The 25,182-nt window shown below is 67.9% G+C and carries 16 protein-coding genes; 4 read left to right on the forward strand and 12 right to left on the reverse strand.

Annotated elements, in window-relative coordinates; all coding sequences use genetic code 11:
* Positions 1-81: 81 nt before the first annotated feature.
* The gene (locus tag RWH43_RS14795) at positions 82-1,662 is read left to right on the forward strand and encodes a stealth conserved region 3 domain-containing protein (RefSeq protein ID WP_316001829.1); all 1,581 of its coding nucleotides are present in this window, start codon (positions 82-84) and stop codon (positions 1,660-1,662) included.
* Here the strand turns inward: RWH43_RS14795 and RWH43_RS14800 are convergent.
* Together RWH43_RS14800 and rsmA are read right to left on the reverse strand one after the other, a co-directional pair.
* Positions 1,613-2,548: a phosphodiesterase gene (locus tag RWH43_RS14800; protein ID WP_316001830.1), complete on the reverse strand. Its 936-nt coding sequence runs from the start codon at positions 2,546-2,548 to the stop codon at positions 1,613-1,615. The genes RWH43_RS14795 and RWH43_RS14800 overlap by 50 nt on opposite strands.
* A 299-nt stretch (positions 2,549-2,847) precedes the next feature.
* Entirely contained in the window at positions 2,848-3,690 is an 843-nt protein-coding gene (gene rsmA, locus RWH43_RS14805) for a 16S rRNA (adenine(1518)-N(6)/adenine(1519)-N(6))-dimethyltransferase RsmA (RefSeq protein ID WP_316001831.1), read from the reverse strand.
* A 66-nt stretch (positions 3,691-3,756) separates the two neighbouring features.
* On the opposite strand from rsmA, the gene RWH43_RS14810 reads away from it, so the two are divergent.
* A complete protein-coding gene (locus tag RWH43_RS14810) occupies positions 3,757-5,217 on the forward strand; it encodes a sugar porter family MFS transporter (RefSeq protein ID WP_316001832.1) in 1,461 nt (486 codons plus the stop codon).
* A gap of 458 nt (positions 5,218-5,675) precedes the next feature.
* Here RWH43_RS14810 and RWH43_RS14815 read toward each other — a convergent pair whose 3' ends face one another.
* The 3 genes from RWH43_RS14815 to rsmI form a co-directional block, all read right to left on the reverse strand.
* Positions 5,676-6,587 (reverse strand): TatD family hydrolase, encoded by a 912-nt coding sequence (locus tag RWH43_RS14815; protein ID WP_316001914.1) that lies wholly within the window; start codon positions 6,585-6,587, stop codon positions 5,676-5,678.
* 113 nt (positions 6,588-6,700) lie between these two features.
* On the reverse strand, positions 6,701-8,275 hold the full coding sequence (gene metG, locus RWH43_RS14820; RefSeq protein ID WP_316001833.1) for a methionine--tRNA ligase: 1,575 nt from the start codon (positions 8,273-8,275) through the stop codon (positions 6,701-6,703).
* A 178-nt stretch (positions 8,276-8,453) separates the two neighbouring features.
* On the reverse strand, positions 8,454-9,272 hold the full coding sequence (rsmI, locus tag RWH43_RS14825; protein ID WP_316001834.1) for a 16S rRNA (cytidine(1402)-2'-O)-methyltransferase: 819 nt from the start codon (positions 9,270-9,272) through the stop codon (positions 8,454-8,456).
* Between the two features lie 23 nt (positions 9,273-9,295).
* On the opposite strand from rsmI, the gene RWH43_RS14830 reads away from it, so the two are divergent.
* Together RWH43_RS14830 and RWH43_RS14835 are read left to right on the forward strand one after the other, a co-directional pair.
* Positions 9,296-10,867: a dolichyl-phosphate-mannose--protein mannosyltransferase gene (locus tag RWH43_RS14830; protein ID WP_316001835.1), complete on the forward strand. Its 1,572-nt coding sequence runs from the start codon at positions 9,296-9,298 to the stop codon at positions 10,865-10,867.
* Positions 10,868-10,970: 103 nt separating this feature from the next.
* Positions 10,971-11,732: an AAA family ATPase gene (locus tag RWH43_RS14835; RefSeq protein ID WP_230705437.1), complete on the forward strand. Its 762-nt coding sequence runs from the start codon at positions 10,971-10,973 to the stop codon at positions 11,730-11,732.
* A 449-nt stretch (positions 11,733-12,181) separates the two neighbouring features.
* Here the strand turns inward: RWH43_RS14835 and RWH43_RS14840 are convergent, their stop codons facing one another.
* From RWH43_RS14840 to RWH43_RS14870, 7 genes are all read right to left on the reverse strand, one after another.
* Positions 12,182-12,397: a hypothetical protein gene (locus tag RWH43_RS14840; protein ID WP_230705436.1), complete on the reverse strand. Its 216-nt coding sequence runs from the start codon at positions 12,395-12,397 to the stop codon at positions 12,182-12,184.
* An 830-nt stretch (positions 12,398-13,227) separates the two neighbouring features.
* Complete coding sequence (locus tag RWH43_RS14845; protein WP_316001836.1) at positions 13,228-13,641, reverse strand: hypothetical protein; 414 nt, start codon at positions 13,639-13,641, stop codon at positions 13,228-13,230.
* Between the two features lie 213 nt (positions 13,642-13,854).
* Positions 13,855-14,049 carry a hypothetical protein gene (locus RWH43_RS14850; RefSeq protein ID WP_230705434.1) on the reverse strand — a complete coding sequence of 65 codons (195 nt, stop codon included), beginning with the start codon at positions 14,047-14,049 and terminating at the stop codon, positions 13,855-13,857.
* Between the two features lie 651 nt (positions 14,050-14,700).
* The gene (locus RWH43_RS14855) at positions 14,701-15,774 is read right to left on the reverse strand and encodes an RHS repeat-associated core domain-containing protein (protein ID WP_230705433.1); all 1,074 of its coding nucleotides are present in this window, start codon (positions 15,772-15,774) and stop codon (positions 14,701-14,703) included.
* Between the two features lie 168 nt (positions 15,775-15,942).
* Positions 15,943-16,404 (reverse strand): hypothetical protein, encoded by a 462-nt coding sequence (locus tag RWH43_RS14860; protein ID WP_230705432.1) that lies wholly within the window; start codon positions 16,402-16,404, stop codon positions 15,943-15,945.
* A complete protein-coding gene (locus RWH43_RS14865) occupies positions 16,401-17,486 on the reverse strand; it encodes an RHS repeat-associated core domain-containing protein (protein WP_230705431.1) in 1,086 nt (361 codons plus the stop codon). Before RWH43_RS14865 ends, RWH43_RS14860 begins: the two co-directional genes overlap by 4 nt.
* A gap of 687 nt (positions 17,487-18,173) precedes the next feature.
* Positions 18,174-24,881, reverse strand: a complete 6,708-nt coding sequence (locus RWH43_RS14870) for a PA14 domain-containing protein (protein ID WP_316001837.1) — start codon at positions 24,879-24,881, stop codon at positions 18,174-18,176.
* Between the last annotated feature and the right edge of the window lie 301 nt (positions 24,882-25,182).

The raw sequence follows: 25,182 nt of genomic DNA on the forward strand, positions 1-25,182 counted from the left end.
TCGGCGCCGCCGCCGAAACGTCTTCGTAACCCCGGAACCCTACGGTGACGGGAGCCCGTCACCTATCCCCGTGGAGGCACTATGCGCCCGATGGTCCCCCTGTCGATCGACACCGACCCCTGGCGCGCGCTGCTCTCCCGCTCCGATATCCGGATGCACGACGGCATCCTGCACGTCGTCGACGACTCCTCCACGCCCTCGATGTCCGAGCGCGACGACCTGCTCACCGCGGCCGCCGCGATCGAGGCCGCGGGCGTGCGCGTCATGCTCGTGCGCGACGCGAACCGTCGCCCCAAGCTCGTCGTCGACACGGCGGATGCCGAGGCGGCGCTCACCGCTCTGCGCGACCCCGAGCTGGGCCCGGTGTACCTGAAGGCCCGCGGCGAAGACCCCGTGCCCGCGCACAGCGTGCGCCCCTCGCCCGGCTCCGTGCAGGCGTACGCGGTGTTCCGCCCCCGCACCTCGACCGAGGGCTCGTACCGTTACGGGGCGTCGCTCGCCCCGCGACTCGAGCTCTGGCGTTTCGGCGACAAGACCATCGAGGCCCCGCGGCCCAGCGCCCTCACCCGCCGCAAGTTCGCCGCGGCCGACCTCGACCTGGTCGAGGTGGAGCGCTACGGACGACGGTGGACGACGGTGGCGGGCATGTTCGACCCGCACCCGAACGAGCTCACGGCCGAGGTCGACATGGTCTTCTCGTGGGTCGACGGCTCGTCGAGCGAGTTCCAGCGCCAGCGCGCCGCGCGCATGAAGGGCTACGTCGTCGGCGACGGCGACGACAACGCCGCGCGTTACCGGCAGGTCGACGAGCTGCGCTACGCGCTGCGCAGCGTGCACATGTACGCGCCGTGGGTGCGCCGCATCTTCATCGCGACCGACTCCCCCACCCCCGAGTGGCTCGCCGATCACCCGAAGGTGACGATCGTGCGCAGCGAGGAGTTCTTCGCCGATCCCGCGGTGCTGCCCACCCACAACTCCCACGCCGTCGAGGCGCAGCTCCACCGCATCCCGGGGCTGGCCGAGCACTTCCTCTACAGCAACGACGACATGTTCTTCGGTCGTCCCGTGACCCCCGAGCTGTTCTTCAGCGGCGGCGGGGTCAGCCGGTTCGTCGAGAGCGGCGTGCGCATCGGCAGCGGCCCCGCGCACATCGACCGCTCGGGCCACGACAACGGCCTGCGCGTCAACCGCGCGCTGCTCAAAGAGCGCTTCGGCCGGGTCATCACCCTCGACCTCGAGCACTGCGCGACGCCGCTTCGTCGCTCGGTCGCATTCGAGCTCGAGCAGGAGTTCGCCGACGACTACGCCCGCACCGCCGCGAGCCGGTTCCGTTCGGCGACCGACATCTCGGTGACCAACAGCCTGTACCACCACTACGCGCTGGCGACCGGCCGGGCGGTCATCACGACCGAGCCCCGCACGCGCTACGTGCAGACCACGCAGCTCGACTCGCTGCGCACGATGGAGCGCCTCGTCTCGCGCCGCGACACCGACATGTTCTGCCTGAACGACGGCAGCGTGCCCGAGATCCCCGAAGAGGTGCGCGTCCCCGCGCTCCGGGCGTGCCTCGAGCGCTACTTCCCCGTCGCCGCTCCCTGGGAGAAGACGGCGGTCAACGAAGGATCGGCAGCGGCGTCGTCGGCGGCGACACCGGTCCGCTGAACGCCCGCGACGCCGGCACCACGATGCCGGCGTCGTGCAGGCGTCGCTGCGACTCCGCGGCATCCACGTACTGCAGAGCCTGAGCCGCCGCGAGCGGCACGACCGAGTGCACCACGGTGTCGTCGTAGACGTGCACGGTGTTGAACCCCTGCGCGGCGTCCTGCGGGCGGGTTCCGCCCACGGGCACCATGAGGTCTTGCGTGTAGCAGGTGGCGGATGCCACTGACACGGGGATTCCGGCGAACGTGGCGAACGTCGAGTAGTGCAGGTGACCCGCGAGGATCGCGCGCACGTCGGTGCCGCGCAGCACCGCGGCGAGGCTGCGCTGGTCGCGCAGTTCGACGGAGGCGGCGAGGTCGAGCACGCTGGGCACGGGCGGGTGGTGCATCGCGAGGATCGTGCCGAGCGGGGCCGGCGTCGCCAGCACCTCGGTGAGCCACTCGAGCTGGGCGGCGGTGACCTCTCCGTGGTGCGCGCCGGGCACCGAGGTGTCGAGGGTCACGATGCGCAGGCCGTCGATCTCGTCGACGCGGTCGACCGGGGCGGTCGCATCGGCGGCATCGCCGGGAAGCAGTTCGGCGCGGAACGCCGCGCGGTCGTCGTGGTTGCCCATCACCCAGATGACGCGCGTGCCGAGGCGCTCCGCGAGCGGCTCGACCAGTCGGCGCACGCGCTCGTAGGCGTCAGCCTCGCCGAAGTCGGCCAGATCACCCGTGAACACCAGGGCGTGGGGGCGGATTCCCGAGGCACCGATCGCCTCGACCGCCCGAGCGAGGTAGGCCTCGGAGTCGACGCTGTCGTACAGCGGCGCACCGCCGGCGCGCAGGTGGGTGTCACTCAGGTGCAGCAGCACCCTCTCAGCACGGGGGTACTCGGCGTAACGCATCTCGTTCCTTCCGGGCCGTCGGGTACGGCCTCGTGACCGGCGTGATGCTCCCGGTTGCCTCGAAATGTTACAGACATGTTTCGCAAACGCGTGATGAACACGGCGGGAATTCACCCTGCGCGCGTTGTGGGTCGGCAGAGCAGGCGGTGGGCCGAGCACAACCGCGGGCGTCGCCGACGACAAGCCGGACACCGGCCGGACCCACGCGGCGTGTCGCCGAACGCCCCGCCGTTGTGCACACGCGGGCCGCATGCCGCGACCACCCACGCGGGCCGGATGCCGCGATCAGCGCGGAACGGTCAGGACGACGCGGCGATGCGGGCGTAGTCGTCGACCGTGAGCTGCTCGCCGCGCAGGGTCGGGTCGATGCCGGCCGCTTCCAGACGCCCCGAGGCCTCTGCAGCCGTGCCGCCGAGCACGCCCGACAGCGCCTGACGGAGCATCTTGCGGCGCTGCTGGAACGCGGCATCCACGATTTGGAAAGTCCGCAACCGGTGCTCTTCGGTGCCGCGCGGCTCCGCGTCGCGATCGAACCCGACGAGCACGCTGTCGACGTTGGGCACCGGCCAGAAGACCTGACGCGAGACGGTGCCCGCGAGACGCCACGAGCCGTACCAGGCGGCCTTGACGCTGGGCGCACCGTAGACCTTCGACCCGGGAGGGGCGGCGAGTCGCTCGCCCACCTCGGCCTGCACCATGACGACGCCGCGCTGCAGGTACGGGAAGCTCTCGAGGAAGTGCAGCAGCACCGGTACCGACACGTTGTACGGCAGGTTCGCGACCAGCACCTCGGGCTCGCCCGGCAGCTCGCTCACGCGCAGGGCGTCGGCGTCGATGACCTCGAGGCGATCGGCGGGCACGTCATGGGCGGCGGCGGTGACGGGCAGGCGCTCGGCCAGGCGGTGATCGATCTCGACGGCGACCACCGAGGCCCCCGTCTCGAGGATCGCGAGGGTGAGCGAGCCCAGGCCCGGCCCGATCTCGACGACGCGGTCGGATGCCGTGACCCGGGCCGCGTGGACGATCTTGCGGACCGTGTTGGCATCGACGACGAAGTTCTGCCCCAACTTCTTGGTCGGGGTCACGTCGAGGTCGGCGGCGAGCCGACGGATCTCGGCGGCACCGAGGAGCGAAACGGGCATTGTTCCACTGTAGTCAGGGCTCCGCCAGAACCCTCGCTGTGAGCGAGCCGGGAGTAGCGTAGTGAGGTGAGTCAGACACAGTCGATCCCCGCCAACGCCTTCACCCTGCGGAGCCCGTACGGGCGACGAGCGATCGGGCTGTCCGTCGCCGCCGCCGTGGGCGGTTTCCTCTTCGGCTTCGACTCCTCCGTCATCAACGGCGCGGTCGATGCGGTCGACGGCAACTTCGAGCTGGGGCAGGTGCTCACCGGTTTCGTCGTCGCGGTCGCCCTGCTGGGTTGCGCGGTGGGAGCCATCATCGCAGGCGCCCTCTCCGATCGCTGGGGTCGCCTGAAGGTCATGCTGCTCGGCGCCGTGCTGTTCTTCGTGTCGTCGATCGGTGCGGCGCTCACCTTCAGCGTCCCCGACCTGATCCTCTGGCGCGTGATGAGCGGCCTCGGCATCGGCATCGCCTCGGTGGTCGCTCCCGCGTACATCGCCGAGGTCGCGCCCCGGCAGATCCGCGGCTCGCTCGCGTCGCTGCAGCAGCTGGCCATCACGCTCGGTATCTTCGGCGCCCTGCTGTCCGACGCCCTGCTGGCCAACACCGCCGGCGGTGCGGCCAACCAGCTGTGGCTGGGCCTCGAGGCCTGGCGCTGGATGTTCCTGGTCGGTGTGATCCCCGCCGCCGTCTACGGCATCCTGTCGTTCACCGTCCCCGAGTCGCCGCGCTATCTGCTCGCCAAGGGCAAGCGCGACGAGGCCAAGGCGATCTTCGCCCGCCTGGTGCCGCCGGCCGATCTCGACAAGACGATGAACGAGCTGTCGAACACGATCGAAGCCGACCGCAAGAACAAGAACGTGTCGCTGCGCGGACCTGTGCTGGGCCTGCAGGGGATCGTCTGGACCGGCATTCTGCTGTCGATGTTCCAGCAGTTCGTCGGCATCAACGTGATCTTCTACTACTCCACGACCCTCTGGAAGGCCGTCGGCTTCGACGAGAGCAACTCGCTGCTGATCTCGGTGATCACCTCGATCACCAACGTCGTGGTCACCTTCGTCGCGATCTTCCTCGTCGACCGCGTCGGCCGGAAGCCGATCCTGCTCACCGGCTCGATCCTGATGACCGTGTCGCTGGGCGCCATGGCGCTGGCGTTCACGTTCGCGACCGGCTCGGGCCAGGACGTGTCGCTCCCCGCTCCCTGGGGCAGCGTCGCCCTCGTCGCCGCGAACGTGTTCGTCGTCGGCTTCGGCGCCTCCTGGGGTCCGCTGGTGTGGGTGCTGCTGGGCGAGATCTTCCCGAGCCGCATCCGCGGCAAGGCGCTCGGCGTGGCCGCCGGTGCGCAGTGGATCGCGAACTTCGCCATCACGGTGTCGTTCCCGGCGATGTCGAGCTGGTCGCTCCCGCTCACCTACGGCATGTACGCGCTGTTCGCCGGCCTGTCGTTCGTCTACGTGCTGCTGCGCATCCCCGAGACGAAGGGCATGGAGCTCGAGCAGACCGAGACGCTCTTCGTGCGCAAACCGAAGGACACGGCCAAGGCCTGATCCCGGATGCCAGAAGGCCGGCGCCCCGCGGGGTGCCGGCCTTCGTCGTTCTCGGTGTCGTCGCGCCCGCGCAATCTCCGCGATCCGCGCAACCTCAGCGGCATCCGCGGCCATCCGGCTGAGGATGCGCGAATCACTGAGGTTGTGCAGCGCCAGCGGCACTCGCCGCCACAACCTCCGCGATCAGCGCATAGTCAGCGGCGTCCTCAGGATTCCGGCTGAAGACGTGCGAATAACTGAGCCAGTGCAGCGCCAGCGGCACCCGCCGCCACAACCTCCCCGATCCGCACAACCTCAGCGGCATCCCCGGCCATCCCGCTGAAGATGCGCGAATCACTCAACCTGCGCCACGCCCGCGACAGCGGCGCACGCCGTCACAACCTCCGCGATCCGCACAACCTCAGCGGCATCCGCAGCCATCCGGCTGAAGATGCGCGAATCACCGAGGATCCGCGCGCTCAGTCTTCGAACGCGCCGTAGACCTCGAGGGTGTTCGCGGCGACTTGGGCGGCGAGCTCGTCGGCATCCATCGACAGTTCGGTCGCGAGGAAGCGCAGCGTCACGGGGATCAGGTACGGCGCGTTGGGCCGGCCGCGATACGGCGCGGGGGTCAGGAACGGGGCGTCGGTCTCGACCAGGATGCGGTCGAGAGGCGTGACCGCGAGGGCGTCGCGCAGGTTCTGCGCGTTCTTGAACGTGACGTTGCCGGCGAACGAGAGGTAGTAGCCGCGGTCGGCGGCGATGCGCGCCATGTCGGCGTCGCCCGAGAAGCAGTGGAAGACCGTCTTGTCGGGAGCGCCGACGCGCAGCAGGGTCTCGAGCACGGCGTCGTGGGCGTCGCGGTCGTGGATCTGCATCGCGATCCCGTGCTTCTTCGCCAGCGCGATGTGCGCCTCGAACGAGCGGATCTGGGCCGGGATGCCGTCGGCCTCGGTACGGAAGAAGTCGAGCCCCGTCTCGCCGATGGCCCTCACCCGCGGCTCCGCGGCGAGTTCGTCGATGACGGCGATCGCGGCATCCAACTCCCCCGCCTGCTCGTACGCGGGAGCCTCGTTGGGGTGGATCGCCACCGCCGCGAGGACGCGCGGGTGCGACCGTGCCGCCCACGCCGACCACCGCGAGGAGTCGATGTCGCCGCCCGCCTGCACGACCCCGTGCACGCCGACCGCGAGAGCGCGCTCGAGCTGCTCGTCCAGTGACAATCCGTCGACGGTCCCTGAGCCTGTCGAAGGGCCGTCTTCGATCTCGAGGTGCGTGTGGTTGTCGTAGACCGGGATGCCGAGGGGCTCGGGCGCCGGCGGATAGCTCACGTCGCGACGGCCGTCGACCGAACGCTCGCGCACGTACTGGCTCGGGTCGCCGTCGCCGATCGTGTCGCGGGGACGCTCGACCGGCGTGGAGCCGGGCGCGGCGGGCCGGGCGGCGGACCCTTCGACAGGCTCAGGGACCGTCGCCGACGCCGCCGATTCGGAAGGCACCTGCGTCACGCCTGCTCGACGCGCGGGAAGAGCGGGGTGAGCGGCGTGACCGTGGCGCCCGCCGGCAGCAGGCCCCAGGTGCCCGCCTCGCGGATCGGCTGCTCGACGAGAGCACCGAGCCCCTCGGCCGCCCCCAGCGCGACCCAGAGCTTAGACGTCGACTCCGGCATGACCGGCGACAGCAGCACCGCGAGAGCGCGCAGGCCCTCGGCCGCGGTGTACAGCACCGTGCCGAGGCGCTTGCGCGTCGACTCGTCCTTGGCAAGAGCCCACGGCTCGTTCTCGGTGATGTAGCCGTTCAGCGCATCGACGATCGTCCAGATCGCCGCGATCGCCTCGTCGGTGCGGAAGCGCTCGATGGCGGCGTCGGCGGTGGTCGCGGCATCCGCCACGATCTTCTGGATCGTCAGATCGCCCTCGGTGTACGCGGCCGGTGCCGGCACGACGCCCTCGAAGTACTTCGAGATCATCGCGACCGTGCGCGACGCCAGGTTGCCGAAGCCATTGGCGAGCTCGGCCTGATAGCGCGCCGACAGGTCTTCCCACGAGAACGAGCCGTCTTGACCGAACGCGATCGCCGAGAGGAAGTAGAACCGGTACGCGTCGGAGCCGAAGACATCGGTGATCTCGGTGGGCGCGATGCCGGTGAGCTTTGACTTCGACATCTTCTCGCCGCCGACGAGCAGCCACCCGTGAGCGAAGACGCCGCGCGGCACGTCGAGGCCCGCGGCCATGAGCATGGCGGGCCAGATCACGGCGTGGAAGCGCAGGATGTCTTTGCCGACCACGTGGAACGCCGGCCAGCGGCGCTCGAACTCGGCGGGGTCGGTGCCGTAGCCCACGGCGGTGGCGTAGTTGAGCAGCGCGTCGACCCACACGTAGATGACGTGCGAGGGATCCCACGGAACCGTGATGCCCCAGTCGAACGCCGAACGCGAGATCGAGAGGTCTTTCAAGCCGCTGCGCACGAACGAGACGACCTCGTTGCGCGCCGATTCGGGGCGCACGAAGTCGGGCTCGGTCTTGTACAGCTCGAGCAGGCGGTCTTGGAACTCGCTCAGCTTGAAGAAGTAGTTCTTCTCTTGCAGCAGCTCGAGGGGCTTGGAGTGGATCGCGCAGACCTTGAGGCCCTCGAAGGGGCCGGTGCCGTCGACGATCTCGGCCTCGGGCTTGAACTCCTCGCAGCCGACGCAGTAGAGCGCCTCGTACTCGCCCGCGTAGATGTAGCCGCGGTCGAAGAGGGCCTTCACGAACTGCTGCACGCGCTCTTCGTGGCGGGGCTGCGTGGTGCGGATGAAGTCGTCGTTGGCGACGTCGAGCGTCTCGAGCAGCGGGAACCACGACTCGGTGACGAGCTTGTCGACCCACTCCTGCGGCGTGACGCCGTTGGCGGCGGCGGCGCGAAGCATCTTCTGCCCGTGCTCGTCGGTGCCGGTCAGCATCCAGGTGTCATCGCCCGCCTGGCGATGCCAGCGGGCGAGCGTGTCGACGGCGACGGTCGTGTACCCGTGCCCGATGTGGGGCAGATCGCTCGGGTAGTAGATCGGCGTCGTGATGTAGAAGGATCGGCCGGAAGTCACCTGGAGATTCTACGGGGAGGCTCCGACACTCCCGCCGCGTGTGACGGGTGGGCCGGCGCCCCCGCGCGTGAGGAGTCAGAAACTGTCGCCGAGACGGGCGCCAGGCGACACCTTTTGACACCTCACGCGCGAAGGCGCGCGAAGGCGCGCGGGGACGCGCGGGGACGCGCAGAGACGCTCAGCGCTTGACGGCCAGCGCCGCCTGGTACAGCTCGCGCGACGAGTGACCGGTCTGCGACGCCACCTCGGTGGCAGCCTCCTTGAGCCGCGTGCCGCCGCGCACGAGTTCGAGCACCTGGGTTACGGCATCCGGGAACGCCACCTCACGGGCAGAGGCGCCGCCGACGACGATCGCGATCTCTCCGCGCACGCCCTCGGCCGCCCATGCGGCGAGCTCGGCCAGGGAGCCGCGCTTGACCTCTTCGTACAGCTTCGTGAGCTCGCGGCAGACGGCGGCGGGACGATCGGCGCCGAACGCGCTCGCGAGATCTTCCAGAGTGGATGCCACGCGCGAGGGCGACTCGAAGAAGACGAGGGTCCGTTCCTCCGACGCCAGCTGCGCGAAGGCCTTGCGGCGATCCCCCGGCTTGCGGCGCGGGAAGCCCTCGAAGGCGAAGCGGTCGGTGGGGAGGCCCGCGACCGCGAGGGCGGTGACGACGGCGCTCGGTCCGGGGAGGGCCGTGACGGTGACGCCGGCGGCGGCCGCGGCGGCGACGAGGCCGAAGCCCGGGTCGCTGACGGTGGGCATTCCCGCGTCGCTCAGCACGAGCAGGTCGTCTTCGCGCGCGAGTTCCACCAGCTCGGCCGCGCGTTCCTTCTCGTTGTGGTCGTGCAGGGCGATCAGGCGCGGGCGGTTCTCGACCCCGAGGCCCGCGAACAGGCGCTGCGTGGTGCGGGTGTCCTCTGCCGCGACGACCGTGGCGTTCTCGAGCGCCTCGACCAGGCGGCGCGACGCATCGCCCAGGTTGCCGATGGGGGTCGCCGCGAGGATGATCACCGTTCCACCTTAGGCTGGGGCACGTGACCACCGCCGTGCCTCCGCTGCTCCCCACGGTCGAGCAGACGCGCATCGACCGGTGGCGCGACGCCCTCCTCGCGAGCCCCCGCGGGTACCGCCTCTGGAGATGGCTCGCACCCTTGCTCGTCACGGTCGTGGCGGCGGTGCTGCGCCTGATCGACATCGGCAACCCGCACCAGCTGGTGTTCGACGAGACCTATTACGTGAAGGACTCGTGGAGTCAGTGGGTGCTCGGCTACCCCTCCACTTGGGAGCCCGACGACACCGACGCCCGCTTCGCGGCGGGCCAGACCGACATCTTCACCGGGGTCGGCAGCTACGTCGTGCACCCGCCCCTGGGGCGCATCCTCATCGGCGCGGGCATGGCCTTGTTCGGGCCCGACTCCGCGACCGGCTGGCGCATCTCGGCCGCGGTCTTCGGCACCGCGACCGTGCTGCTGGTCTACCTCGTCGCGCGCACGCTCACGCGTTCGATCCCCTTCGCCACCGTGGCATCCGGTCTCATCGCGATCGACGGCCTCGGCATCGTGCTGAGCCGCATCGCGCTGCTCGACATCTTTCTCACGTTCTTTATCCTGCTGACGTTCTGGTTCGTCGCCCTCGACCGTCTGCGCACCGGTGATCGCCTCGCCGAGCTCGTCGCGAGGCGGGGCGAGCGGCCGATGTGGGGTCCGATCCTCTGGAACCGCCCGTGGCTGCTCGCCGCCGGCACCGCCGCGGGCGCTGCGACCGCCGTGAAGTGGTCGGGGCTGTACGTGCTCGCCGCGATCGGCGTCTACGCGGTCGTGACCGACGCGCTCGCCCGACGCCGCGCGGGTGTCGTGCAATGGCCGATGGATGCCGTGCGCCAGGGCCTCGCCTCGTTCGTGCTGCTCGTGCCCGTGGCGCTCGTGGTCTACCTCGCGAGCTGGTCGGGATGGCTCTTCACCAGCGGCGGATACATGCGCAGCACGCCGGTGGCGACGAGTCCGCTGTGGTCGTGGGTTCCCGAAGCGCTCCAACGGCTGTGGGCCTACCACGAGGCGATGTACGCCTTCCACGTGGGTCTCGTCACGCCGCACAGCTACGCGAGTCCCGCGTGGCAGTGGCCGCTGCTCATCCGTCCGACCTCGATGTACTGGCATCAGGATGCCGCCGGTGTGAACGGCTGCACCCTGCCGACCGGCTGCACCGAGGCGATCTCGAGCCTGGCGAACCCGATCATCTGGTGGGCCGGGATCGCGGCATCCGTCTTCTTGCTCGTGCGCTTCGTGATGGTGCGCGACTGGCGCTACGCCCTGGTGCTGACGGGCCTGGCCGCCACCTACGTGCCGTGGCTGCTCTACCCCGAGCGCACGATCTTCCAGTTCTACACGGTCGCGATGCTGCCCTTCCTCGTGATCGCCCTCACCTTCGCCCTCCGCGAGATCGCAAGCCCGGCGCGCGCGGCATCACGAGTGACGGGGCAGGTGGGTGTGCTCGTTTTCCTCGGGTTCTGCGTCGTCGTCTCGGCGTTCTGGTACCCCGTGTGGGCGGGGCTGCCGGTGTCGTACGAGTTCTGGCGCCTGCACAACTGGCTGCCGACCTGGATCTGATGTCGATGCAGACCCGGCGTGCGCGCGCGGATCACACCCCTGTGGGCGTGACCAGATGCGGCTGGCGTCCCGCGCCCCACCCGCACCCCCGAAGGGTTTGGTCATGACCAGCGCGGATGACTGGCTGCACGATCCTCGGCCCGTCCAGCGGGTGAAACTTTTCTCCGACGCCGGCATCGACCCGGCGGCGTGGCCGGCGACGGTGCCCGCGGTGGCACAGTTCCTCGAGGTGGCCGGCCGAGACGGCTGGGAGTTCGGCCCCGGCGTGACCTTCCTCGTCGGAGAGAACGGCTCGGGCAAGTCCACGCTCATCGAGGGGATCGCCGAGGCGGCCGGACTCCCCGCAGAGGGCGGGTCGACCAACGGCGGCGGCGAGACGCGGCGCACCGAGAGTCCCCTGTCGGAGTGGTTGCGCATCGAGCGGAGCCCTCGGGCGCCGCGGTGGGGATTCTTCCTGCGCGCCGAGACGATGCACGGCTACTACTCGTGGCGCGACGACCTGCCCGATGCCCCGCCGAGCCTGCACACGATGAGCCACGGAGAGTCGTTCAACGCCCTGCTCGACGAGGTGCTCGACCACCCGCACTACGTCTCAGGACTCGCGTGCCTCGATGAGCCCGAGGCCGCGCTGTCGTTCTCGTCGACCTTGCGCTGGCTCGCCTCTCTCGACCGGATGCGCTCGCGCGGCACGCAGGTGATCTGCGCGACCCACTCCCCCGTGCTCGCCGCGCTGCCCGGGGCGACGATCCTCGAGCTGGGCGACTGGGGCATCCGCGAGAGCGCGTGGGAAGACCTCGAGCTGGTCCGGTTACACCGCGGCTTCTTGGATGCGCCGGGGCGGTACCTGCGGCATCTGCTGGAGTGAAGGGACGGGGACGGATGCCGCGTGCCGGGGCGCTACGCACACTCGACAGCAGTCACGTTACTCCCAGAGACAGGTGCCGTTCCAGAAGTATCCCAACACAAGAGAACCCGTCTACAACGCAGTCACCATCGCCGACAACTCCTCCAATCGAACACGAAGACGATTTCTCAGTGGCGCGCCCCTTCGGAACGTCCCGAGAAACCCGACCGGAGAAAAGTACACGAGTTCCGGGAACTCGTCGCTCAAGTCTGTAGACTCCAAAATTTCATATAGCAATTCTGGCCCATCGGTCGGCAACTATCTGTCGTACAACTCGCTTGCCGTCGCGAAGTCCTGGCAAATCGCTGGTTGATCTACTCGCTGATAATACCCGTCCGACTCAAAAAGGAGAATTGGAAAGCTCAAGGCGGGATTCACCCTCGACACTGGTCGACGCCTCGTTGTAGATCTCACGGATTGACGAACCGGAACAGAGCGTAGACGATGGCCGCGGCCCCCATGAGGACGCCCAGCAGGCCCGCAAATCCGATCCAGAATGGACTCTGGAGGCGTTCCAGGAACTTACCGATTCCCCGACCAAACCATCGCTTTTCTCCACGGACAGTCGCTGCATATATGCGTTTGCGATGAATGATCGACAACGCGCCCATGACGACGAAGAGCATCCCAGCGATCAGATTAGGTAGGGCGGGGGCAGGCGCCTCGTTGAGGGACATCAATAGCATCGCAATTCACCATCCTCATCCCGCTTGAGCACTGCAGCCCGCTTTGGCTCCAAAGAAAACTCCCCCACCGTAGTAGCCCAGAGGACCATTCTGTTGAATACCGGCCTCCCCATACAAACCGATGGGCCCAGCCGTGCCGTACAACTACCCCCCATAAAAAAGCCACTCCCGCCAGTCGCGGCATCGGCTGGTGCCCCAGCCGCGATCAGTGTGTCTTCGGTCGCCTCCCCCAGCTTCTGCGCACCCATCAGTGCGCCTCGTGCCAAACGGTTGTCACAACGACGATCACAATCGTTATCGCTGCCACCCCCACAGGGAATCCGATTATCAAGAAGCGGGGCACTTCACGCTCGATGTCGCTCGGAGTGGTAGCCCGGGTCGATTGACGGCCAGTAGCCGCATTCTGAGTGGAGTACCTGAGGGCCCCCAAAGCGAGCAGCATACCGAATAACACGAGGGCAGCCGCAGCTAGGTTGCCCATCACTAGCGGCAAGATCATAGACATAACGCCAATGGCAACGATGGCAACGAGCGCGAAAAGGTCATTTGAATTTCCCTTCCGCCGCGACATTAATAGATCCTCCAACCGCGCCTTTTGACACCCACGTGTAAGGCAACATTTCGAAAGAACTTTATAGTGCCCATCCGTGTTTCCGGGCACCGCTGGTTGATGATCGGTCGGCCAGGCGTAACCGTTGCCGACGCCGCGCCGAGCCGGGTCGAGGTGCAAGACCCGGCGCAACGTCGGCACGTACGGCCGGGGGTCCATCTCAACCGCCGCCAGTTCGAGACCGACGCCACGCGGAGAAGATTGCCATGACGAAAATACTCAGAATCGACGCAATAGCTCCGCAAACAGCGCAGCTTTCCAGCAGCAGGATCGCCCAGAAATGCTCGTCCGAACATGCCGTCGAGCCCAGCGCGTACGCAGCGTTCATGATCATCAAAGACGGTATGAGCCATGCCGTCACCCCCACCGAGAGGGAGGCGACAAAAGCGACATAACGACCGCCGCGTACGCCCCGGGAAAGCACCGACAATCCGATTGAGATCAGGATTGAAAGTCCCGAGAGTACGGCGATATGAAAACCTAGATTCACCCAGGCCGCCAGCGTCAAGCGAGTGGCCCAATGACCTGAAGGACCCGCGCAGGCAAGTATTTCCTTCGCAAGAATAGATGCCACTATGGCCCCACCGCCGACTGGAGCAATAAGCAATAGCGTCGGCCCCGGTAAGATGCAACGGACTGCCTTTCCTGATCTCATGCCACCCTCACCAATTACAGATGCCCGAGTGCTTTCCCGCCGACCGCACATTCGGGGCCGCCACCCACGGAAGCCCCCATCCTGGGGTCGAGGACCGGCCGCTCTCCAGATCCCACACGAGAATGCCTGGAGTCAGGTTTCCGAGACCGGATACACCAGCTGCGTGACAGTCTCATTAGACGTCGTGCCGTCACCGGCCGTCAGGGTGTGCCCCTGCAGCGAGGGGTAGGCCCTCGTCGACGCCCCGGCCGACGGCCCATCCACCGTCACGCCGCCGGGCATCGACAGCATCCACTCCGACGAGGCATCCGCCGACACCATCGCCACCGGACTATCCCCGGCACCGGCACACGGGTACCGCTTCGTTACCGCCGGCGCATCTCCCGCCGGAATTACCTCGTCCTGTGCCCCATCGCGCCGTCCGCAACGGGTCAAACGGCTGCACCCGCGTGAACGACGTGCCGGCCGGCCGCCCAGGTGGATCCTCCCGCACGCCATGCGGCCGCATGACGCCGGCACGCGACGTTCCGCTAGGCGCCACAGCATGGCAACGCTTCGTGAAGGCGTTTGAGATATTGGCGCCGGGCGCCTCTCGTGAAAAACCATCTGTCCATCCCGGTTGGAGCTATTTTTCGAGCGATCTCCTCCGCTTCTGCGCCCCAGGTTTGCGCGAATTCATCCATGTCGATTCGAGGATCGCTCTCGCCACGCGACCACACTTCTGCCATCAGTTCGAGCACGACGCGAAGCCAAATCGACTTGTGCGTTCGTTCGTCGCAGCGGCTCTGATGAGTCCCATCGGACACCGAAGTTTCAACGAGCCCAAGCGCCCGCCCGATACATTGCGAGTCTCTCCAAACCTGCTCGCTTGCGCCGGGGTTCTTCACATGAACGGTCCTACCGAAAAGTGGTGTGAGCGAGACGCGCACGCCACTAGCCCATTCCTCCAGTTCAAAATCGACCAACCCGTTCGTCCTTTCAGTTGTACTTGTAGTGAGAATGCACGAGGCGTCCCCGTCCCACGACCCAGTTCTGAGTGCCAGCGCGGCCATTTATCTGCGCTCGAACACTCACGCTTAGGCCCCACGACCTAGTCGCTGCTACGCGGACGGGTCGAATGGCACCCCGGCGAGTTATAGATGATGCCACCCAACCGCCGACCCGGTGGAAGCTGTCCCTCTTGAACGCCGCACTACCAGCTGGCACTGCCCGCGCCACCACACGAGCGGCAACGGAACGGATTCCAGTCGTAACGACGCCGCCGGGCAGAGCCCCGGCCAAGGCGTTCACTGCGAGGCCGCCCGCACTGAAACGATCTGAGAACCCATCCCGAGCGACGTACGCAGCCGCGCCCGCTGCAACGCCGATCGCGACCGCGCCTGCCACCCCGCACACGACGCTTGCCGCACACGCCACGGCGCCCACGACTCCGGCGAATATCGCCGCGCCTTCGAGAAAGCCGCGCCACTCCTCCGCGCTCCCGCTCAGGTCGTTCTTCCCGATCGGGTCCGTCGGCCAGACGTAGTCGTTGTCGACGCCGCCCTCGGCCGGGTCGACCTGCAGGAACCGCCCCAGCGTCGGCACGTACAACCGGGCGCCCATCTCGACGATCAGCGTGTCCTCGGTCGCCTCCACCAGCTTCTGCGCACCCTGGTGCCAGCCCAAGGTCTCATCGACCACACCCGACGCGTTCGCCGCTGCCGTGCCGATCGCCAGGGTCGCGGCATCCAACGGCTGACCGAACGGGTCGTACAGCTGCACCCCCGTCGACGAAGTCCCGTCCCCGGTCGTCAAGGTGTGACCCTGCAACGACGGGTAGGCCCAGGTCGACGCCCCCGCCGACGGCACATCCACCGTCACCCCGCCGGGCAGCGACAGCATCCAGACCGAGGACGCATCCGCCGACACCACCGCCACCGGACTATCCCCCGCACCGGCATACAGGTACCGCTTGGTCACCGTCGGCGCATCGCCCGCCGGATCCACCGTGCGCGAGACCACACGACCGGCGGCATCCCGCACCAGCGACGTGCGCGAACCCTTATAGGTCACGGTGCCGACCTTTGTGCGAAGGGTAGGGAGTCGTCTCGGCGACGGCGCGGGCAGCCCGAATACTGCCAGGGATCAAACCACAAGCGAACAGAGCAGCGTTGGAATCTGGCGAATCACTATCTCGCCGCCTGAGAGCTGCGACACGAATCGTGCGCGCCCGACAATCTTTCATCGCATCGATCGATCGTTGAGATGTTCGGCGATAAGGGTCAACCGCTCACGTCCTCCGATCGTCGCGGGTAGCGATATTTCGCGCCCGCCCTGGACCGAAACTTCGAGCATGTATGCGTTTGCATTGAGAAAGCGGTTTACCGCGCTGTATCTATTCCAGAATCCCTCGTACAGCACGCACTGGAATTCGTCGCCGAGCGACAGGTCGAATTCGTACTTTCGAAAGTGAGCCTGAAATAATACCTTCACCCCCGCCACACGCAGGCGCACTCGAAGCGAAAGCGCGAATGACACCATAGCTGGGAGCGTTATGGCCGCCGCGGCGAAGAGATTCGGCCTACTGTCGTAGGCAAACAGCGCGACTGATAGTGCTACACACAGGCCGAAAAAATGAATGATACGACATACTCGACCCACATATGGCACAGCCTTGCTCGGCTCATCACTCTGCAAGATCAATACATCCCCCTATTCACAGGTCTTGAACCCCTACTCGGAGCCGACGCCACTAGGACGCTCTTGATGGCGTTCTCAACGGCATAGCCGACAAGCGTGCTGATGGCCGATCTCTGGTAGGTCGTTGAGGTCACGTACCTATTCCTCGACGTCCTCAGCGCGGCACGAGTCGAGACACCCATGACGGGACGAACCGAGGCCACGGCAACAGCCTTGATACCGAGCTTCAACGCTCCCGCCGCGGCGCTTCCGATCACCATGCCTGCCGCCGAAGCTGCCGCCTCGCCGTAGCGCCCCTGCACGGCGTAGGCTCCGGCACTCAAAGCCCCACACGCAACGGCGACAGCATTGGGGACTAACCCGCACGCGAACAAGGCCGCCTGCACAGCCGGCGTGTCCGTGACAAATTGTGCTGCCGACTTCGCAAAGCGCTGGGTTGTCTCGAAAGCCTCATCCCACCACGCGCGCCCGCTCAGGTCGCTGTATCCGATCGGATCCGTGGGCCACACATAGTCGTTGTCGACGCCGCCCTCGACCGGGTCGACCTGCAAGAACCGCCCCAGCGTCGGCACGTACAACCGGGCGCCCATCTCGACGATCAGCGTGTCCTCGGTCGCCTCCACCAACTTCTGCGCGCCCTGGTGCCACCCCGAGGTCTCATCGACCACACCCGACGCGTTCGCCGCAGCCGTACCGATCGCCAGGGTCGCGGCATCCAACGGCTGACCGAACGGGTCGTACAGCTGCACCCCCGTCGACGTCGTCCCGTCACCGGTCGTCAAGGTGTGACCCTGCAACGACGGGTACGCCCACGTCGACGCCCCCGCCGACGGCACATCCACCGTCACCCCACCGGGCAACGACAGCATCCACACCGACGACGCATCCGCCGACACCACCGCCACCGGACTATCCCCCGCACCGGCATACAGGTACCGCTTGGTCACCGTCGGCGCATCGCCCGCCGGATCCACCGTGCGCGAGACCACACGACCGGCGGCATCCCGCACGAACGGGGTTCGCGAACCCTTATAGGTCGCTATTGCTCCGAAGGCGCGCCTCAACTCGCCGCTTTCGGCCCACACCAGACGCATTCGATGCGGCCGTGCCGTTGGCGAACGTCGCGGAATCCAACCGCCCATGGAATGAGTCATACAGCTGCAACCACCGCGTCGAGTGCCGGTGTTCGAGCGAAGACCGTCGCGACAGCCTTCGGACCCCTGGGTTGTTCGGCTGTCACCTTCCGCGTCCCTCGTTTCGGGAGTTCCGTCTGCGTGGCCCATCACCTGCGCCCGCTTCAAGACCAAGCCAACGGTTGATTCGCTCCGCCTCTTCACGTGCGCAGCCAAGGGATGTGACCGTTCCACTGAGCGTTCTGACAGCGCCGGCAACCTCGACTTCTATAGCTCCGCTCTGCCACGACCCGCTCACGACCGGCCACCCGAAGACATAGAACCAACCTCGATAAGGGACGGCATAAGCCCGGCGGATCATCGATTTCTCGATGACGCTTGTTTTCCACCACCCCACAACGTGAAGAGCGTCCACCCCAGGAAAGGCCCCGGTCCGCCAGACGCGCAACCAAGCCCACCCGTAGAACAGCAAAACAGGGCTCGAACAAGTCGCAAGGAGGACGAGCTCTGCGGGAGTTGCGCCCGAGGTCGCGACGACCGCCGCGGTTGGCAACATCCCCATGAGTGCGCTGGAGACACCGAGACGGCGAATCCGACCTCTCCGTCCCATTTGTCGATCTACTTGCTTTGGCGCAGTCATCAGGCGTAGATCTCTCCGCGCTTCGGTGCGCGCCGGTTGACCGATCGCGGTGTGGCGGGTGCCATAGGCGAACTCACCGGGGTGCGTCGCGATACCACTCCCCAAGCATTGGCCGTAAACACCTCGGCCAACCGCCCGTAAGCGCGAGCCGCAGCGGCCGTCGGTCGCAGCGTCGCCCTCGTGACGCTGCCGACCCTAGAGGAGACTACTTTGGTCGAAATCACAAGCACATGAGCAGCAGCGACTGCCTTTGAGGCGAGCCCACCGGTTACCGCGCCGGCAACCTCAATAGCGACTCCTGCAAGATCACCCTGCATCGCGTATCCGGCTCCTTTGACGATAGAGCAGATCGTTCCAGCAACACCGAATGCGAACATGCATCCAAACTCAAGGGCTTTGTTGTCCGTGATTGCTCGCCCGACTTCTTCCCACCACGCGCGTCCGCTCAGGTCGTTCTTCCCGATCGGGTCCGTCGGCCAGACATAGTCGTTGTCGACGCCGCCCTCGACCGGGTCGACCTGCAAGAACCGCCCCAGCGTCGGCACGTACAACCGGGCGCCCATCTCGACGATCAACGTGTCCTCGGTCGCCTCCACCAGCTTCTGCGCACCCTGGTGCCAGCCCGAGGTCTCGTCGACCACACCCGACGCGTTCGCCGCAGCCGTCCCGATCGCCAGGGTCGCGGCATCCAACGGCTGACCGAACGGGTCGTACAGCTGCACCCCCGTCGATGACGTCCCATCCCCGGTCGTCAGGGTGTGCCCCTGCAACGACGGGTACGCCCACGTCGACACCCCCGCCGACGGCGCATCGACCGTCACCCCGCCGGGTAGGGACAGCATCCACACCGACGAGGCATCCGCCGACACCACCGCGACCGGGCTATCGCCCGCACCGGCGTACAGGTACCGCTTCGTCACCGCCGGCGCATCGCCCGCCGGATCCACCGTGCGCGAGACCACACGGCCCGCCGCATCACGCACCAGCGACGTGCGCGAACCCTTATAGGTCACGGTGCCGATGTGCTGGTTGTCGGCGTCGTACGAGAACTGCAGATCGGCCAGACGGCGCGTGTTGCCGCGCACGTCGTACCAGATCTCGTCCGCACCGAACCCGTCGGTGATCTGATCCGCCCCGGCGACAGTGGCGCTGTTCGCGGTCGAGAGCACTCGGTCGGCCCAGTCGTAGCAGTACTGGGTGGTCGCCACCTGCGCCGCGCTCGAACCGGGTGCGGTGTACGCGTCCACCGAGCGCGTGCGGTTGCCCGACGCGCCCGCCCACGCGTTCGGACCGCACCCACCCGACGAGGCGAACTCATACGACAGCTCGTGCCCGGGGATCTTCGCCGACACCAGACGGCCCGCACCGTCGTAGCCGTAGGTCGAGGTGAACGACTGGGATGCGTGGGTGAAGCTCTCGCGCACGATGCGCCCGGCCAGCGACCTCGTCACCTCGTCGGTGAGGGATGCCGCCGAGGGGAACGACCACGTCTGCGATCCGATGCTGCCGCGGGTGTCGTCCCACGCCACGGCGAGCGCGGAGCCGCCCCGATACGACACCTGCGAAACCCGTTGCTTTACGTCGTAGACGACGGAGGCGTAGGTCTCACCGCGGAACGAGACGGACGTCGTTTTTCCGTCGCGGTCGTAGGTGAAGCCGGTCGTCGACGAGTCGAGGCCCCCGCCGCTGGTGACGACCTGCAGCACGCGCCCGGTCAGCGGCTCGTACTCGGGCGTGGTGGTCGTGCCCCACACGTCGGTGTAGGCGATCACCCGGCCCAAGAAGTCGGAGCGCGTCGTGATCGACGATCCGCTCGACCCCTCGATCGCCTCACCGGTCACGACGACTCGGGTGCCCTCTGCCGTCGCGGTGTAGGTCGTGGTGACGGTGCGCGTCGGCACACCCGCGCCACCGACCGACGTGTGCTGGGTCACTCGACCGCGCGCATCGACGGTGCTGCACGACCAGCCGGTGTCGCCCGTGACCCGCGTTCCCGCGGTGCGCCCCATCACGTCGTAGACGTAGGAGGTGACGATGGCGGTGCCCGTCGCGGGCGTGGGCCCGGTGGAGCTCTTCAGCATCCCGAACTGCCGCGTGCCGGCGGGAACCCCGCACGTGTCGGCCTCGAGCTGCTCGAGGTCGCCGTAGTACGCGCGGGTCGTCCTCGTGGCATCCGTCGTCGATCCCGAGGCGGCGACGGCGGGCAACGTCTTCGACAACTGACGCAGCCACCCGGTGCCGTTGATCTTCTCGAACGCCGCCGTGCTCTTCAGCGCCAGCCCGGCCGGGTCGACGACGTTCTCGGTCGCCTGACCCACCACCGGATCGGCGTAGCTCGTCGCGGTCGTAAGCGAGGGGGCGGCTGCTCCGGCGACCGACGTGCCGTCGGCGACGACCGTCGAGGTGACCAGGCCGTAGTCGGGTCGCAGCTGCGCACCCGGCACGATCGTGAAGTCGCCGTTCGACGGCGTCGACCACTTCAGCTGCAGCACGGCGTAAGCCGTCGTGTCGAAGTACTCCAGGCGGATGCGCCGCACCTCCCCCGCCGAGACCGTGAAAGCAGCGCTCGTCTCGTCGGTCGCCCCCTGAGGGCGCCACCGGTCAATCACCCGGACGTCGTCGAGCCACACCCGCGCCCCGTCATCGCTCGTGGTGCGCAGGCGGTAGGTGCCCGCCTCGGGGAAGGTGATGAGCCCCGTCAATCGGAGCGACCAGTGGTCGGCCGAGATGCCCGCGATGGGCGCGGTTTCACCCCAGTCGCGGTCGACCGCTCCCCCGCTCACGCCCTCGAGACCGAGCCCGTACGCCTCGGGCTTGCCCGACAGCTTCTCGGTGTTCGAGTAGTACGCCGCCTGCAGGCCGTTCATGCCGCCGTCGTACGTGGTGGTCGACGACGGGGGCACGATGCCGCATCCCTGCACGCTCTCGGGTTGCGGCACGGGCACGCCGTCGCTGCCGAAGCACGCGGCGGGCGCGGCTCCGTACGCGGCCACCGGTCGGTCGGTGCGGTCGTAGATGCGCGTGGAGACGAGGCCCGTGGCATCCGTCGTCCGTCGCACGAGGTCTTTCGACGCGTCCCACTGCTGGCTGGTCGACACGCCCATGGCGGTGGTCGATGCCGTCTGGCGCCACGAGGCGTCGTAGGTGACGGTCTGCGACGGACCCGACAACCCCGCGATGGTCACGGTCGTCTGACCCGAGCCGTAGCCGTAGGTCCGGGAAGGACGAGCGGATGCCGTGACGCCGTCGGGAGCGGGAAGGGTCACGCCGACCGCGCGCCCGCTGTCGTAGGCGACGGTCGTCGAGGCCGGATCGTTCCCGGAGGCCGCAGCGGTGAGGGGCCGCCCGTCGTTCGCCGTGGCATCGCGGATCTGGCTCAGCAGCCCTCCCGCGTTCTCGTAGCCGAACAACGTGAGCTCGTCGCCGGGATCGAGAATTGCCGCGAGCTGCCCGTTGCCGTTGTAGAACAGGCGCGACTCGGAGCCGTCGGGGTACGCGATGCGGCACAGCATGTCGACGGGGGCCTTCGCGAAGCCGTCTCCGGAGCGCTCGGGGCAGGCCGTGCGATCGCCGCTCTGATAGGTGAAGGCGACGGCGCGCAGGTACTGGTCGCCGCTCTTCGACACCGGGTCGACGATCTGCGTCGTGACGCCGTTGGCGTTCAGCAGCGCCTGCGGTGCGGCGGCCTTGCGCACGTCTTCGGGCGGGGTGGCGGATGCCACGCGCCCCTCCTTCGAGAACTGGTAGACCGTCCCGTCTTCGTCGGTGAAGACGACCCAGCCGTTTCCGTCGAGCGAGAGCACGCCGTACTCGCCGGTCGGCGGCGTGTAGCCGCCCGCCGCGACCTTCGTGTACGTGTGCGACTTGCCGGTGACGTCGGTGAGGACGACCGACGCGTCGGTGATCTGCGCCGAGACCCAGCTCGACGCAACCCCCGCGAGCGGCACCGACGCGCCCCACCCCTGCGGCAACGTCGTCACGCGCTTCGTGAACCAGTCGGGCGGGACGTTCATGCGCGTGGAAGCGGAGGCGCCCTCGGGCGTGTATTCGACCCAGAGATCGACCGACGCGATCCCGACGCTCTCGTAATACTCGACCTGGATCGGCTTCGCCCCGCCGGCGCCGGTGACGGTCGCGCCGTCGGTGGTGGTCTGCGAACCGTGCTGCCACCGGTCGATCAACTTGCGTCCGTCGTAGGTGACCCGGATGCCGTCGTCGTGCGAGGCCCCGAACCGCACCTCGCGTCCGATCAGTTCGGGCGGCAGGGTCACGAACCCAGTCCACCGCGCGAGGAAGTAGTCGGCGGGAAGAGCCTCGGCGGGTACACCGGAGCCCCACTGGAACGACACCGCGGGGTCCGTGCGGACCATCGCCGGGACCTTGTCGGCGAAGGTGTATCCGTCGGCAGAGGAGGGCGGGCTGCCGTTCACCCGCGCATCGAAGTACTCCGCGAGCAACCCACGGTTCGCCTGCGGCACCTCTTGCGAGTTGTAGGTGAACGACATACCCATCGCGCCGCCCAAGGTCTGCACCGTCGGCGAGGCGAACGAGACGTTCACGTTGCCGTTCGAGAGGTTGGTCGTGACCGCCCCGGCCGTGTCGTAGGGCGACGGGCCCGAGGCGCCGAGGCGGAGATCGGTGCGGAGGCGCCGCACCCACGTGTTCTCGGTCGTGGTGTCTTGGCCGTCGTTCGTGGTGACGGTCCACGAGTAGACGCCGCCGTCTTGCAGGGTTCCGGCGGGGACGGTCCACGAGGCGACGCCGTTCACCGCGCTCACCCAGCCTGACGTGACCACGGCGCCCGAGCGGGCGTCTTGACCGGTGGCGATCTTGAACTGGTACGTCATCGAGCCGCCGGTGCCGTCGGTGTCGGAGACCGCGCCGACCTGCAACTGCGGCGTCAGGGTCGTGACGGTGGTCGGGGTCTCGGTGACCGGGGAGCCGGGCGTCGCGGTCGCGGCATCCGGAAGGGGAACCTGGTTCGTCGTGAAGCGGTAGACGGGCGACTGGGTCTCTGTGCTCTGGCCGAGGTGACCGTTGACGTCGTCGACCAACCAGACGCGCCAGTAGTAGGGCGTTCCGGTCCGCAGGATCCCCCAGGGCACCTGATACTGCGTCGCCCCACCCCAGGCCGACCCCGCGATGAGATTGGACATGCCGGGGTCGGTCGCCACCTCGAAGCGGAACCACTGCTGGCGACCACCAGGGTTGGTCGCGGTCAGGCCCAGCGTGGGGGTGAGGCCGACCCCCGTCTGATCTTCGCGGGGGCCGTTGCCCCACACGTGGGGGTAGTCCCACGAGTGAACCCACAGGTTGGTGTCGACACTCTTGAGCGAATACGTCGAGCCCTCGTAGCCGCCGATCATGAAGGCGGGTCGGTCGCCGATGCGCAGTTGGCTGGCCAACCGAGCGGCGACGCCGGTGCCGTCGGTCCATGCCTGACCGTCGCCGAGCGTGAACCAGCCGAGATGCGGTCCCATGCCGTTGTACGAGAAGGCGCTGGCGTGCTGCACCCAGCCTTGCTGAGCCGACCGCGTTCCGCCGCCGTCCCACGCGACGCCGACGGCAGCGTCCGCGATGAACTGACCCGGCAGCGAGCCATAGTCGTACGAGACGACCGATCGCCAGAACCTGTCACGATTTCCCTCGCGCGTGTTGCCGATCAGCGTCGACCCGTTACGCACGGTGCCGTCGGACTTGTACGCCGTGGTCGAGCGGGGGGTCATGACCGTGGGATCGATGCGCACCGGGTACACGCGTTCCGGGTCGCGCAGCCAGTCGCGATCGGCGCGCAGGGTGTAGCGCCACGAGCCGTCGGCTGCCTGTCGGAGCGACGCGTCGAGAGCGACCGTCGCGTCCTCGGAAGCGCCCTCCACGCCGCTCGAGTCGAACGCGACGGGAGTCGGGATCATGAGAACCTCGGCGCCGTCGGCATCCGTGAAGGTCACCGAATCCGCCTCGCCGAGGGTCGGAGTGAGAGCGCCGGCGTCGATGCGCCACGTCCACGACGTTCGCCACGTGGGTGCCGCGTCGAGGACGACGGACTCCTTCACGGCACCGGGCTCGATGCGGTACTCGAGATCGGATGAGCCGACCACGTCGCGGTAGGTCAGCTGCTTCCAGTCGTCCCACCACCAGAACGGCGCCGCCACCTCACCCGGCTCGGCGCCCATCAGCGAGAACGACACGTCGTGGCCCTGTCGCGTCACCGTGACACCCGGCGCCTCGTCGGGACCTCCGCGGAAGACGGGAGCGAGGGGGTGGTCGTCGACGGTCCAGGTCTGGCCGTCGCGCGAGACCGAGGTGTTGATGTCGGACCACGCGCCGTCGCCCTCGCTTGCGCGCTCCGGGTCGGTGGTCAGGCGGGTGATCTCACCGCCCGACGGCGCGCGGTAGGTCGTCGAGGTCTCGGACTCATCGATGATCTCGAGCCCGTCGGTCGACGGCGTGAAGCTCTGGTCGAGGGGCACCTCCGAGGTCGGCGGCGGAGTGACCGTCTCGACCGCCGAGGTCGGCACGTCGGTGGGCGGCGAGGGGATGTCGAACGAGCCCGCGGGCAGCTGCGGCGCAGTGGACGCCTCATCGGTCGACGGAAGAGCCGGACCGTCGGTGACCGGCGCCACGGCATCCGGCTGCGACGCGGCCTGCGCGGCGTCGACCGGGACGGCGAACCCGACGAGGAGGGCGGCTGTCGTGACGACCGACACGACAGCGAGACGAGAGACAGAGAGCACACGCACCCCCGGGGCCCGCCAACGTGGCGGTCAACGTCGTCTGTATCCAGACGGCACTGATCGTGCGCATAGCGTTCACTCAGGGAACGGGCGTCGCCGCGGAATTCCGCGGGGCCGGCGCGAGAGAATCACCTGCCCGTTCAGCCCACTCCGGGCGGGTCACGCTGGGGTCCACCGGAAGGGGGACAGGCGCGGGTCGACCGCCCCGTACTCCGTCGCCCCGCGCATCTCACACGGCCGTGCGCGACCGCCTGAAGCGGCGCTCCCGCGCCGC

The sequence above is a fragment of the Microbacterium algihabitans genome (genome assembly GCF_032464975.1).
Lineage (GTDB): Bacteria > Actinomycetota > Actinomycetes > Actinomycetales > Microbacteriaceae > Microbacterium > Microbacterium algihabitans.

Bases quoted from the DNA above. Each gene is read 5' to 3' on its own strand.
- RWH43_RS14795 (WP_316001829.1), top strand. From the start codon at position 82: ATGCGCCCGATGGTCCCCCTGTCGATCGACACCGACCCCTGGCGCGCG.
- RWH43_RS14800 (WP_316001830.1), bottom strand. From the start codon at position 2,548: ATGCGTTACGCCGAGTACCCCCGTGCTGAGAGGGTGCTGCTGCACCTG.
- rsmA (WP_316001831.1), bottom strand. From the start codon at position 3,690: ATGCCCGTTTCGCTCCTCGGTGCCGCCGAGATCCGTCGGCTCGCCGCC.
- RWH43_RS14835 (WP_230705437.1), top strand. From the start codon at position 10,971: ATGACCAGCGCGGATGACTGGCTGCACGATCCTCGGCCCGTCCAGCGG.
- RWH43_RS14840 (WP_230705436.1), bottom strand. From the start codon at position 12,397: ATGCTCTTCGTCGTCATGGGCGCGTTGTCGATCATTCATCGCAAACGC.